The following is a 14213-nucleotide window of genomic DNA, read 5'->3' on the forward strand; positions in this document are numbered from 1 at the left end:
CTCTTCTGTGTTAAAAATACCCTTCCCGTTTCTTCTGCTCCATACTAGCGTCTTGATCGAAGTCGATCACACGGGTCGTACGCTCGCTCTTCGTCGTGGTCATCATCTCCTCCACGATTTTCTCGATCGTATCCGCCTCGCTCTCCACGGCGCCGGTCAGCGGCCAGCAGCCCAACGTACGGAAACGGACCATACGCATACGGATCTGGTCCCGGTATTGCTCCGGCAAGCGGTCGTCGTCCGCCATGATCAAATTACCGTCGATCTCCACGCACGGACGCTCCTTGGCGAAATACAGGGGAACGATCGGGATATTCTCCAGACGGATATATTGCCAGATATCCAGCTCCGTCCAGTTCGATAGCGGAAATACACGGATGCTCTCGCCCTTATGCACACGGGCGTTATAGATATCCCACAACTCCGGGCGCTGGTTCTTCGGGTCCCATTGATGGAACTTATCGCGGAACGAGAAGATACGTTCTTTCGCACGGCTCTTCTCCTCGTCACGGCGGGCGCCGCCGAAAGCGGCGTCGAACTTATATTTATCCAAGGCATGAAGCAAAGCCTGCGTCTTCATCAAGTCCGTATGCACCTTGCTTCCATGCGTGAACGGGCCCACGCCCGCGTGGAAAGCCTCCATATTAGACTCCACGATCAAGTTCCAGCCGAATTTCTTCGCATAAGAATCACGGAACTCTATCATCTCCTTAAACTTCCATTTCGAATCGATGTGCATCAACGGGAAAGGAACCTTACCCGGAGCGAAAGCCTTCTCGGCCAGACGGACCATCACGGAAGAATCCTTCCCGATGGAATAAAGCATAACAGGATTCTCGAACTCGGCGGCTACCTCACGGATGATGTGGATAGACTCGGCCTCCAGCTCCTGTAAATGACTTAACTTGTAATCAGACATATCTTTTTTCAGTGTTTAATTTCTACTTTCGGTATGATCAACTCCAACAACCGGCTCACGGATTGCTCCACGCTCAATACGGAGGTATCCAAGGACAGGTCCGGACGCTCCGGCGCCTCGAACGGGGCGGAAACCCCGGTAAACTCCTTGATCTCGCCTTTCCGGGCCTTGGCATACAGGCCTTTCACGTCACGGCGTTCGCACTCGGCGAGCGGCGTACTTACGTAAACCTCCAAGAAATCCGCTTTACCGATGATAGCGGACGCCATCTCTCTCAACTCGTTGTTCGGGCTGATAAAAGCCGCTATGGTTATAACACCCGTATCGACAAACAGTTTACCCACCTCGGCGATCCGGCGTATATTCTCCACCCGGTCCTCCGGCGAGAACCCGAGATTATTGTTGATACCACTACGGATATTATCCCCGTCGAGGATGCGGCAAAGCAATCCCCGTTTATGCAACTCACGCTCCAAGGCGATAGCGATCGTGCTTTTCCCCGAGCCACTCAAACCCGTGAACCACACCATCACTCCCCTTTGCCCCAGAAGCGCCTCTTTATCCTCACGACCCAGCATACGGTCGAAAATCGGATAGATATTATTTTCTAAAACTTCCATATCATAGGTATTACAAACACGGAGATCAAGAACGTGATCAAGTTCAAGGGCAGGCCCACCTTCACGAAATCCGTGAACTTATAGCCTCCCACGCCTTGTACGATCAGGTTGGTCTGGTAGCCGATCGGCGTACTGAAACTAGCCGACGCCGCCATACAGATCACGACAAAGAATGGGGTCGGATCAACGCCTAATTGCGTAGCCACCGACAAGGCGATCGGGAAACTCAATGCCGCCGCGGCGTTGTTCGTGATCAACTCCGTAAATATATTGGTAATAATAAATATAATCGCCAGCAACGCATACGGTCCTAAATCGTCGGCCATACTAATTATATGGCGGGCTATCATGGAGGCAAAGCCGGAATTCTCCATGGCCTTGCTGATAGCGAAGGCACAAGCGATCGTTATCAAGATATCCCAAGAGATGTATTTCGTGTATTTCTTCGGCGGGAAGATCTTAGTCCACGCCATGATGATTGTCGTAATGCAGACAAAGAAGAACATATCCAAGCGCATACTTGGAACGGCCTCTTTCACGACTGGCAACTCTCCTACCGTCGCCCCCGTAATCATAAAGATCAACAGTCCTAAAGCCAGCCAACGTTTCTTCCTCGATACCGGCTCCGTTGCCTCATTACCATTCGCCAACATCAAGAAGACACTAGACTCACCCCATGTAGGGATAAAAGAATCGTCCGCCCACAACACCAAGGTATCGCCCTCATGCAACACCACCGTATCCAGATTACGGGTAAAACGCTGTCCGCCGCTTTTCACCTCTTTCACGATCGCCCCGTAATGGCGGGTAAAGTTAAACTCTCCCAAGGTCTTGTTGATACCCGGGAAGCGTGCGCCCAGCACGGCCTCCACCCGGTGGAAATTCCCGGGATTCTCATCCTCCCCGTCTTCGGATACCGTATCCGTCCTCGAGTCCGGAAGCAGTTTATTCGAGAAAGCGAACAAATATAAAATACCGGCGATAGCGATAAAAATACCGACTTTCCCCAGCTCAAACATCGTAAAGCCCTCATATCCCGCCTCCAGAATCATGCCGTGCACCACCAGATTCGTAGAAGTACCGATCAAGGTACATATACCGCCCAATATCGTGACATACGAGAGAGGGATCAAGAATTTCGTGGCCGGAAGCCTCACCGCCTCCGCCCATCGCTTGATGATCGGGGCAAAAATAACCACCACCGGCGTATTATTCAGGAACGCCGACACGAAAGCCACGGGCGGGAGCATCCTCGCCTGCGCCTTGAAGACGGTGGTCTTCCCCTCGGGAAGCAGTTTCTTGATCAATTGGCCTAAAGCCCCGCTCTGCCGCACTCCCTCACTGACAAGGAAGAGCATGGCTACGGTTATCATCCCTTTATTGCTAAAGCCCTCCAGCATCTCCTTGGGAGTAAGAATGCCTACGCAGAGAAAAAACACGACCACTGTCAGAAGAACCATTCCCGGCCGCATCTTATCCCATACCAAGGCTGCGATCATGCCGATCAGGGCCAGCAACACAAACACTATATCAAAATTCATGTATTTACTTTTAAGAGCGCAAAAATAATAAGAATACTCAAGTGCGCACTCCTTTCGCTAACCTATTTTTAGGATTATATGGGATATAGACCAATAATGATTGATTCTGGGCCAACTTATATTCTTACAAGGTAGTCTTCTAAATTTCGTTCATAACCAAATAAACAAGAATGCATTGTACGGCTTGTAGAGACGGAGCATGCTCCGTCTCCCACCGCTGACAGTAACTTAAAATACACATCCCCCTCACTTCACGATAAACCACGGATTATGCAAATCTTCCTTGTTATAGCGAAGCGGGGTCTTGCCGTCGATATGATATATGTCGCAACCGGCAGACTTGGCGATGGCGTGGCCGGCGGCGGTATCCCACTCCATCGTCGGGGCGAAACGGGGATAGATATCGGCCGAGCCTTCCGCTACCAGACAAATCTTCAGGCTGCTGCCGCTACTGATCAACGTAACGGGCTTTCCCTGCTTGCGGAGATTATCGATGAAAGCGGTGGTCTCCTCCGTTTGGTGAGACCGGGATGCCACTACCACGACTCCTTGATGCGCCAGCGCCATCGGCAAATGTATCGCCCGCTGCTTCATCTCGTCCATCGAGGGCTGGCTACTGCTATCGATTCCCGTAAACTTATAAGCACCCACAGAGGAGGAGGCGAAATACAACTCCTTCCGGACGGGCACATAAATGACGCCCAACACGGGCACACCTTTCTCCACCAAGGCGATATTCACGGTAAACTCGCCGTTTTTCTTGATAAACTCCTTGGTACCGTCCAGCGGGTCCACGATCCACAGCGTCTCCCATTTGGAGCGCTCCTTGAACGGGATCTCCTTTCCTTCCTCGCTTAAGACCGGAAACGGGGTAACGGACAAAGCGTTTGTTATCAATCGATGGGCCGCCTTATCCGCCTTTGTCAACGGCGAGTTGTCTGCTTTTCTCTCTATCCCGAAGTCTGATTCGGGGTCGTTATAAATATCCATGATCGACTTGCCTGCGTCTACCGCGGCATGGATCGCAATGTAAAGATAATTGGCGTAGCTCATCATCACTTCTCGTTTTATTATTTGTTAATAAGCAAATATATGGAAAAAAAACAAATTAACGCCCTGTCGCCTGTAAATATTCCGTACGTTTGATCAAATAAGCCGTATAATCGCCCGTATACTGGTCACGGCTTTGCTGGAGAAGCGATTGAGCGTCCAGAAGATCGCTCAGCGTTACCGTGCCCGCCTTATAATAGTCCGTATTAAGGCGGACATTCTCCTCGGCTGTCGCTATGGACTCCTCCGAGAGCTTGACTTGCTTATAAGACTCCTCCAGCTCGTTCCAAAGCTTCCGCATTTGCACCAACAGAAGCTCATTGGCGTTTTGGCGGGAATACTCGGCCGCCTTCACCTGAAGCTTTTGCTTCCGGATGGCGTGCGAGCCGCCCCACCAATCACTGATCGGAATCGCTACGGTAGCGAAAACCATGCCGAACGGACGGTCCTTATCCAGTAAGTTGTGATACATATACCCGGCTCCGATCCCCACGGTGGGCAAGTATTGCCCAACCTTCAGCTTTTGTTGAAGACGGGCGGCCTCCACGTTCTTCTCCAGCAATTTATAAGAGAGTGTCGTAGGGAGCGCCTCCTCATGGCTCACCCGGTAAAGCTCCGGGGAGGGCACCTCGGCGGGCAGCGTGAAATCGATCTCGAAATCATCTTCCCCGATACCGATATATTGAGCCAGCACCATCTTGGAGAGGCGCAAGCCGTTCTCCACCCGCAGGCGGTCGCTCGCCACGCCGTTCTTTTTCAACTGGACTTGCAGTAGGTCATTACGAGTCGTCACGCCGGCGCCGACCGCTACCTCCACATCCTTATAAAGACTCCCCACCAAGGATTCCACGATCTCGATCGTCCTTAATTTCTCGTGAAGGGAGATCCATTGCCAGTAATACCGCTCCACCGTCAGGGCTACCTCATCCTCGGATTGGCGCATCTGGTAACGGCTCACCTCGAGCGCCAAGTCGGCCAGCTTATTGCCGTTCACGATCTGTCCGCCGGCGAACACGGGCTGGATAGCGGTCACCCCACCCAGCAAGCCGTCATCCATCATCGACAACTCGAGAAGGCCCGGTATCACGCTCATATCCATCATCCCGTGGTTCGCCTTAAAAGCTGTTCCCACGGCGCTGACATTCGGGAAGTATTTCGTAAAGGCCTCCTTTTTTCCTTCCCTCGCCTCTTCTACGTCCAAACGGGCGTTCTTCATCTTTGCGTTATTCTCCAAAGCCATTTCCCGGCATTCTTCCAGCGATAATGTCCGCTGGGCGCTCACGGTCCCCACGCATAAGACGAGGGAACCGACGATGCCATATATCCATCTTTTTATCATCTCTTTTTTCCGCATATATTCATTCCTATATTATATCCTAATCCACATCCGTATCATTCATTTATTCCCGAATATCTTCCAATAGAAAACAGGCAGGATGATGACCGCCAAGATCATCGAGAAGACCGTTCCCGAGCAGATCACCACACCCATCGGCATCCAAAGGGAACTGCCGCTGATGATCATGGGAACCACGCCCACGGCCGTTGTAGCCGAGGTCAGGAAGATCGGGAGCATGCGTCGCCGGCCGGCGTCGAAGGCGGCATCCCTCGGGCTATAATGCTTATGAAGCCGCAAGTCTTGCGCATGCTCGAATATCAAGATAGCGTTTCGCACCACGATACCGATCAAGCTGATAACGCCCAAGACGCACGTCAAGCTGAAATCGATATGGAACGCCCACAAGCCCAGCGCAGCCCCGAACAAGGTGAGCAGCAACGAGGACAGGGCCGCCAACGCCAAGCCGATCTTCTTGAAATTGACCAACAGGAAGAAGAAAACAATGATCACGGCGATCGCCAAGCCCTGCATCAGCGGATTCATCGTCTCGAAATCCAGCTCCTTGGCTCCACCGTACTCGTACGTCACGCCCTCGGGCAAGGTCGGGATAATACGGCTTTCCATGACTCGCTCGATCCGTTTCTGCATAGCGTTCTGGTTGGTCCCCCGGGTTACCTCGGCGAAGACGCTCAAGGTACGCACGCCGTTGCGACGGACGATCTGCCCCTCATTCCAGCCTCCCTCGATCGTGGAGACTTGCCGGAGCGGGACGCTCACGCCGGGGACGATGGTGGGAAGATACTGGTCGCCGACCTTATCGAACGCGTCACCCTCCCCTTTCTTATCGGATCTCAGCTGGATCGGCAAAGCGTAATCGCCTTCCCAGAGGGAGCCAACCGAGAGACCGTCGTAACGGATCGCCAGATCGGCCGAGGCCATCGCCTTCGTGATCCCGAGGCGGGAGGCTTCCACCGGGTCCAATCGAACCCGTACGTCGGGCAAGGCCTCCTCGTAATTGATGTGTACCCAGACCAAGCCGTCCATCTCACGCAACACGGCCATCAAGGAATCCCCAGCCTGCTTCAACCGGGCGATATCGTCTCCCATGAAACGGATCTCTAAAGGAGAGGATATGTTTTGGTAATCCAGTTGCTTAAACTTCACGTAGGCGTCGGGGAAATAATCGGCGTACCGGTCCGTATAATCATCCAACACGCTACGGGTGGCCTCTATCGAGGCGGTGTTGACAATGAACTGGGCGTAATTCTTCCCGGCCAAGTTAGGGGCGTAGGTAGCTTGGAAACGGGGCGAGGAAGTTCCGATAAAGGAGGTGACGGACAGGATGCGCTCATCTTCCGACAACAGCTTATAGAGACTATCGCTCACGGCGGCGGTACGGTCCAGCGAGGTTCCCTGCGGGAGATAGATCTCGACGGCGAACTGATCCCGGTCGGCTATCGGCATCATACGCTGGCTCAGTTGGGTGATCATCAGGATCGCCAAGGCAACCGTCAAGACGCCCAGACCGATCGTGGTTTTCGGGAAACGGAAAGTCCACGTCAGTGCCCTCGTATAGACGGCCTGTACGGTATCCAGCAGATTGAACCTCTTCTTGCCCGTATTCTCCCGCCCGGACTTCAATCCCTTCTTGATCAAGACCCGCTCCAGCAGCGGGATAAAGACCATCGCCACCGCCAGCGACACCATGAGGGAGATGGAAAGCGTCCAAGGGAAGAAGGTCACGAAATCCAACATCTGCCCCGTCATCGTGAAAAGCAACGGGAAAAAGATCACGCAGATACACAGCGTAGCCAACAAGATCGAGCTGAAATAGTTCTTGGCGCTATAGACGGCGGCGTACCAACGGGAATAGCCCTTGTCCAGATATTCCAGATAGGCGTCTATCACGATGATGGAGTTATCCACGATCATGCCCAATACCACGATCAAGGCGGCCAGTGTCACCGTATTCAGCGGGATGCCGCAAGCGTACATGACACCGATCGAGATAAAGACACTGATCGGGATGGAGGTAGCCGCCACCAATGCCGAGCGGAACGGGAACAATACCATCATCACCAAGATCACGACCACGATGGACACAAACAAATCCCGCACGAAGGAACTTACCGAGTCTCCCACCACCTTCGGCTGGTCGGCAATCCGGCGGATCGAGACACTCTCGGGAAGATCCCGCTCGAAAGCGTGCAATACCTCGTCTACCTCCTTTCCGTATCGTACGATATTATGGCCCTCACGCATCTCCATGGAAAGGATGATCGCTTTCTTGCCGTTGTTCGTTATATAGCTATCCGGCTCGGGATATTCCCGCACGATACGGGCCACGTCTTTCAAGCGGATCATATGCCCGTCGGCATCGGCCAGCAGGATCTGCTCGCCTACTTCCCGCTCCGAGGGATAGGTCACGGAAAGGTGGATGGGAATGTCCAAGCCGCCATTCTCCAAGGAGCCGGAGGCGGTGGTAAAGCCTTGGGTGAACAAGGTTGTCATCAGCATACGGGTATTTAGGCCGTAAGCGGCTAGCTTGTCTGGATCCAAGTAGACCGAGATCTGCTCGTTTTGTACCCCGTAACGGCGCAGGTTGGATACGGACTCGATCCGGCGCAGGCGGTCTTCCAGCGTCTCCATGTATCGCTGCAATTCCCGGTAGGTCTTGTCTTCCGATTCCAAGGTGATCAATAAGGCGGAAGTATCGCCGAAATCATCATTCGCGATGACGGCGAGTACGCCCGAGGGCAGTTGCGACTTGAAGTTCTGCAAGCCGAGCTTGATCTTCGACCAGACCTCGTCTTTATTGTTCACGTCGTCGTTCAGCTCCACCATCACGTACACCATTCCATCCCTTGACATGGAGTACGTCTTTTTCTTCTTTACCTCCTTGAAGGTAAACAGGTATCTCTCCAAAGGCTTGGCCAACTGCTCCTCCACCTCTCCTGAAGTCGCCCCGGGGTAAACACCCACTACCACGCCTTGGCGGATGGTGAACTCCGGAAACTCCTGTTTCGGCATGTCCACCAAACCCAAAATACCCAACCCGACCAGCACGGTAATCACCAGCAACGTGATCTGGTAATGACGCATGGTCCATTCGATCACTCCGTTTTTACGTTCTCTCATAACGCACGCACTCTCATGCCCTCACTGATTTTCTGGTAACCGCCTATCACGACGATATCCCCCTCGTTCAACCCTTCCAGAATAAACAAGCCTTGCTCCGTCAAGTCGCCCGTCCGTACGGGCGTAGCTTTCGCCTTTCCGTCTACGACCTTCCAGACGAAACGCCCCCCGTCGTTCGCTATCAGCACGGCGTTGTTCGGCAAGGCGATAGCCGGCACGGATTCCTCTCCCGACAGGCGTACATCGCAAACCATGCCGGGCAACAAAGCGCCAGACGGGTTCTCCAGCCGGATCTTCGCCTCGTACGTGTGGGAGATAGGGTTGGCCACGATGCCTTTCTCCGTCACTTTCCCCTCAAAACATTGTCCGCCCAGAGCGGCTACCTTTATCATGGCGGCTTGATCGCCTAGCGTGGCGACCTCGTTCTCCGGGACGGCGATCTTCACGTTTACCGTCTCTATCCTTAACAAGGAGAAAACCGGTTGCCCGGGCTGCACGTTCTCTCCCGCCTCAACCATGCGCTTGCCGATAACGCCGCCGAACGGGGCATACAGGTTCCGGTCCTCAAGGTTTTTCCTCGAGATTCGCTCCATGGAACGGGCCTGTTCCAATTTGCTCTCCACCTCTACCCATTTCATATCCGGCAGGCTCTTATTCTCGTGCAAGGTTCTCATGCGGGCATAGGCGTCCTCCGCTTGTCGCAAGGAAGCTGCCGAGACGTTATAGGCGTTTTCCAGCGTCGCCTTGTCTAACACCGCTAGTAGTTGGCCCTCACGGACCTTCTGCCCCTCGCCCACCAATACTCGCTCTACATTACCCATCACCTGAAAACTAATCGAGGAAGATACGACCTCCTCTACCGTTCCCACATAATTCCTTGTATCCGCCGGAACGGTCTTCGCTACCTTCACGATCTCCACCGGGATCTCTTTGCTATCCCGTCCCTCTTTTTGACTGCCCGAGCATCCGGACATCACGAACACGACGGATAATAATCCTCCATAAACAATGCCTTTCATCCTTTTCATATCGTATGATTTATTATACCGCGAAGATGATGAGTTTATCCACTCCAAAGAAGTTCCGTTTTGCAACCAAATTGTCCTATTTGACACATTTCAATTGGATTATTCTATTATTTCACTAATTTTATCGCCCAAACAAGAATAAATTATGAACGTAACAGATCTACCTCAAGCTTGTATCTCTCTTATCGAGAACGTACCCGGCATAGACTTTATCGACGAGGATTTCGCCATATTCGATAACATCGACGATATTCCCTCGCTCGACCATCCGATGCGAATAGACGCCGTCGTATTCGCGCTTTGCACGAAAGGCTTCATGCGTATACGGATCAATATGGAGGAATATGTCGTAGGGGAAAACCATCTCGTATTGTCCCTGCCCGATCAGATCATCCAACACGTGGAACGTAGCGAGGACGTGGCCGGGATCTTCATCGTCATCTCCAAGAATTTCATGGAGGAGATCATTCCTCATATACAGAATACCTTGCCGGCGTTCTTCTACATCAAGGAGCATCCGGTCACTGAGTTGAATGCCGAGGAGATAGGTTGTATCAAGGAATATCATTCTTTTCTCTGGAAGAAAGTGAAAGCGAAAGGGCATCCTTACCGGAAAGAGATTGCCCAGAGCTTATTGCTGGCGGTATTCCACGAGGTTTACGGCATGTTTAAGAATCATATGCCGATCGAGGTGAAGAAGAGCCGGCAAGAGGAGTTGTTCGCAGCGTTCATACAAACGCTCGCCTTACATCATAAGCAGGAACGGTCGGTAGCTTTCTACGCCGGGAAATTATGTGTCACTCCCAAATATTTATCCCTTTTGGTAAAGAACGTCAGCAACCGTACGGCCGGGGAATGGATCGATAATTACGTTGTCTTGGAGGCGAAGGCGTTATTATCCTCCTCCACCCTTTCCATCCAAGAGATATCAGACCGGCTAAACTTCGCCAACCAATCCTTCTTCGGTAAATACTTCAAGCAACACGTCGGGATATCGCCTACGGAGTATCGGAAGAAATGGTAAAATGAGGGCGAGCAGTTTCCACCCCTATTCTAATTATCCTCCGATCAACGCGGTTATCCCGCAAGAGGCGAATTGATCGATACACCTTTGCAGGACTGCCTCGGAAGGGGTGGATAGCGGAAGGTGCCCGGGGTTGTAGAGGGTTCCTCGCTTATCGTGCTTACCTTTTCCGATGTCGTGGTACGGGAGGAGATTGACGACTTTGCGTTTCCACGGCAAGGAGGCTAGGAAGGTGGCAGAGCGGGATATATTCTCCTCGTCCGCATTGACGCCCTCGATCAAGGGGACGCGAATGAGGAAGTCTATGCCGGCCTCGGCGATCATCCGAAGATTGGAGAGGATACGCTCGTTCGGGACACCCGTGAAACGACGATGGCTACCGGAATCCATATGCTTTAAATCCACCAGAAAAAGATCCGTGCGCTCCATTACGCTCCGGACGGTATCCGGCGAGGCGAACAAGGTCGTATCCACCGCACGATGGATTCCCAACGCTCCGCAACGATCCAGCAGGGCAACCAAGTCCGATGGATGCGACAACGGCTCTCCCCCGCAGAAGGTAACGCCTCCCTCGGAGCGATCCATAAAGACCGTCTCTTTCTCGATCTCACGCATGACCTCGTCGATAGAATACTCACGGCCGGACATCTCCATCGCCAAGGTGGGACAAACCTCGGCGCATCTACCGCATGTCCGGCACAGAGACCGATCCGTGACGATACCCGCCTCCGTCAAGGTCAACGCCCCGGTGGGGCAGGCATTCACGCAGGCCCCGCAACCTATGCACTTCTTTCTCGTATACAGCTTCTCCGCCCGGGGCGAGATGCCTTCCGGGTTATGGCACCATACGCAGGCAAGCGGGCATCCTTTCATGAAGATCGTGACACGAATGCCCGGCCCGTCGTTTATGGCGTATCGTTTGATATCGAATAACAGCATGGCTCAGAAAGTCTCTTGCTCCGTACGTGCGATCACGTCCGCTTGCAAATCGGCGTTCATATCGTTGAAATAGTCGCTATAGCCCGCTACACGGACCAGCAGATCCCGGTAGTCCTCCGGACACTTCTGGGCGGCGTAAAGCGTTTCCGTATCCACGATATTGAATTGGATATGATGGCCACCCAAGGCGAAGTAGCTACGGATCAAGGAGGCCAGCTTCGAGATATCCTCCTCCCTCCAGAGCAGGCTGGGCAGGAAGCGTTGGTTCAGCAGCGTGCCGCCGCTCTTCACCTGATCCAGTTTGCCAAGCGACTTGATCACGGCGGACGGCCCGTGGATATCCGCCCCATGCGAGGGCGAGGTACCATCGGAGATGGCACGCCCGGCCAAGCGACCGTTCGGGGTGGCTCCCATCACCTTGCCGAAGTAGACATGGCAAGTGGTGGATAACATATTCAAATGGAAACACTCCCCTTTCGTATTCGGCTTGCCCTCGATCGCGTCATATAAATCGTCGAAGACACGGACGGCGATCTGGTCGGCGTACGGATCATCGTTGCCAAAGAAAGGCGTACGGTTCAGGATCATTTGGCGCATCGGCTCATGTCCCTCGAAATTATCCGCCATCGCATCCAACAAGGCTTCCATTGTGAAGGTCTTATCCTCGAAGACGTGTTTCCGCAAAGAGGAAAGGCTATCGGTTATCGTGCCTAATCCGGTACACTGGATATAAGTGGTGTTGTAACGAGGCCCGCAATTGTAGTAATCCTTACCCTTCGCTATACAATCATCGATAAACAGGGAGAGGAACGTGGCGGGGGCGTACTTGGCGAACATGCGGTCGATATAGTTGCTGACCCGCACCTTCATGTCCACGAAATAATGGATCTGGCGCATGAATGCCGCGTAAAGCTCCTCATACGTCCGGAAACCACGGGGATCGCCGGTCTCCAGACCGACCTTGCGACCGCTTACCGGATCTACGCCGTTATGCAGCGTCACCTCCAATATCTTCGGCACGTTCAGATAACCGGTCAACACGTACGCCTCCTTCCCGAAAGCGCCTACCTCGATGCAACCGCTGCAACCTCCCTCGCGGGCGTCACGCAGCGACTTGCCTTGCCGCATCAACTCCTGCACGTACACATCCGGGTTGAATACCGACGGGTAGCCATGGCCTTGGCGGATCACCTTGCACCCAGCACGAAGGAAACGCTCCGGCGTACGGGCACTGACGTGGATGGCGCTGCCGGGCTGGAGGATATGCAGCTCCTCGATCGTCTCCAACATGATATAGGAGACCTCGCTTACGCCATCGCTACCGTCCGCCCGGATGCCGCCGATGTTCAGGTTCGTGAAATCGTTATAGGTTCCGCTCTCCTTCGCCGTGATACCCACTTTCGGCGGGGCGGTATGATTGTTTACCTTGATGAAGAAGCAAGACATCAACTCTTTCGCCTCGTCACGGGTCAAGGTTCCGGCGGCGATTTCTTTCTCGTAGAAAGGCGCCAGATGCTGGTCGAAATGACCGGGGTTCATGGCATCCCAACCATTCAGCTCCGTGATCGTACCGAGGTGGACAAACCAGTACATCTGGATCGCTTCCCAATAGGTACGGGGAGCGTGGGCGGGAACCCAGCGGCATACCTCGGCGATCTTCCTCAGCTCAGCGGCACGGCGGGGATCTTTCTCGGTGAGAGACATCTCGTCAGCCAAGTCCGCGTGTCGCTCGGCCAGCAGGATAGCGGCGTCGCAGGAGATAGACATGGCCGTCAGCTCCTCCTGCTTGTCCGTGGCCTCGGGGTCGTTCATGAAATCCAAGGCGCTTAGTTCCCCCTCGATACGTTTCTTCAAGTCCAGCAGGCCATATTGGTAGACCTTGCCGTCCAAAGCGGTATGCCCGGGGGCACGTTGCTCCATGAACTCGGTGAACATACCCACCTCGTACGCCTCTTTCCATTCCTTGGGGACGTGGCTGAAGATGCGTTCCCGCTGGGTACGGCCTTTCCAGTACGGGATCACCTCCCGCTCGTAGGTATCGATATCTTCTTGACTGATGGTGTAACGTTGCAGCTCCCGGGTATTCAATATATGCAAGTCCTCCACGCTATGGCAGGTAAGTTCCGGGAAGGTAGGCACGGCCTTGGGACGGGGCCCCCGCTCGCCGACGATCAACTCGTCCTCGCCGATATAGATCGTCTTCCGCTTGCAGATCTCCAAGAAGTTCAGGGCACGCAGGATAGGGATTGGATACTTCCCGTAATTCTCCTGATAGAAACGGGTCTCGATCAAGGCCCGCTCGATGGAGAGGGAAGGTTGGGCCTCGAAGGTCTGCCGGCGCAGACGTTTGATACGGTCGTTCATCCCGAAATTGTTCGCTCCCACGGAAGAGACGGTATCATGTACGCATGAATGTGTGTGATGGGTTGTATTCATAAAATTATATGTTTTATCGTAGAGGTAGGATCTATCCGCCCTCATCAAGGTTATTTTTTATTGTTACACAGGACGGGCATCCCCGCCCCCATGAGTTTATATAGGGAGAGTATCTGCTAGAGATAAAACATCAGGCAGTTGAAAAGCATCCGATAGCCTTTGTGTAACATAGCGCTTGT

At 53.4% G+C, this 14213-nt stretch carries 10 protein-coding genes; 1 reads left to right on the plus strand and 9 read right to left on the minus strand.

Annotation, left to right across the window (positions count from 1 at the left end; translation table 11 throughout):
* Positions 1-10: 10 nt before the first annotated feature.
* The 7 genes from cysD to NBH07_RS03140 form a co-directional block, all read right to left on the minus strand.
* Positions 11-919 (minus strand): sulfate adenylyltransferase subunit CysD, encoded by a 909-nt coding sequence (gene cysD, locus NBH07_RS03110; RefSeq protein ID WP_005857432.1) that lies wholly within the window; start codon positions 917-919, stop codon positions 11-13.
* Positions 920-927: 8 nt separating this feature from the next.
* Positions 928-1539, minus strand: coding sequence for an adenylyl-sulfate kinase (gene cysC / locus NBH07_RS03115; protein ID WP_005862790.1), 612 nt, complete (start codon positions 1537-1539; stop codon positions 928-930).
* On the minus strand, positions 1527-3080 hold the full coding sequence (locus NBH07_RS03120; protein ID WP_005862792.1) for an SLC13 family permease: 1554 nt from the start codon (positions 3078-3080) through the stop codon (positions 1527-1529). Before NBH07_RS03120 ends, cysC begins: the two co-directional genes overlap by 13 nt.
* Positions 3081-3326: 246 nt before the next feature.
* Positions 3327-4136: a 3'(2'),5'-bisphosphate nucleotidase CysQ gene (gene cysQ / locus NBH07_RS03125; protein ID WP_039848601.1), complete on the minus strand. Its 810-nt coding sequence runs from the start codon at positions 4134-4136 to the stop codon at positions 3327-3329.
* A gap of 52 nt (positions 4137-4188) precedes the next feature.
* Positions 4189-5484 (minus strand): TolC family protein, encoded by a 1296-nt coding sequence (locus NBH07_RS03130; RefSeq protein ID WP_008772350.1) that lies wholly within the window; start codon positions 5482-5484, stop codon positions 4189-4191.
* A 42-nt stretch (positions 5485-5526) separates the two neighbouring features.
* Entirely contained in the window at positions 5527-8607 is a 3081-nt protein-coding gene (locus NBH07_RS03135) for an efflux RND transporter permease subunit (RefSeq protein ID WP_250833457.1), read from the minus strand.
* Positions 8604-9635, minus strand: coding sequence for an efflux RND transporter periplasmic adaptor subunit (locus tag NBH07_RS03140; RefSeq protein WP_039848600.1), 1032 nt, complete (start codon positions 9633-9635; stop codon positions 8604-8606). The genes NBH07_RS03135 and NBH07_RS03140 overlap by 4 nt, the downstream gene beginning before the upstream one ends.
* A gap of 145 nt (positions 9636-9780) precedes the next feature.
* Between NBH07_RS03140 and NBH07_RS03145 the strand changes: the two genes are divergently transcribed.
* Entirely contained in the window at positions 9781-10659 is an 879-nt protein-coding gene (locus tag NBH07_RS03145; protein ID WP_005862798.1) for a helix-turn-helix domain-containing protein, read from the plus strand.
* 33 nt (positions 10660-10692) lie between these two features.
* Here the strand turns inward: NBH07_RS03145 and NBH07_RS03150 are convergent, their stop codons facing one another.
* Together NBH07_RS03150 and hypD are read right to left on the minus strand one after the other, a co-directional pair.
* Positions 10693-11598: a glycyl-radical enzyme activating protein gene (locus NBH07_RS03150; protein ID WP_009017281.1), complete on the minus strand. Its 906-nt coding sequence runs from the start codon at positions 11596-11598 to the stop codon at positions 10693-10695.
* Between the two features lie 3 nt (positions 11599-11601).
* On the minus strand, positions 11602-14034 hold the full coding sequence (gene hypD, locus NBH07_RS03155; protein ID WP_008772354.1) for a trans-4-hydroxy-L-proline dehydratase: 2433 nt from the start codon (positions 14032-14034) through the stop codon (positions 11602-11604).
* Between the last annotated feature and the right edge of the window lie 179 nt (positions 14035-14213).

It is taken from the genome of Parabacteroides sp. B2-S-102 (genome assembly GCF_023656665.1).
Classification (GTDB): Bacteria; Bacteroidota; Bacteroidia; order Bacteroidales; family Tannerellaceae; genus Parabacteroides; species Parabacteroides distasonis.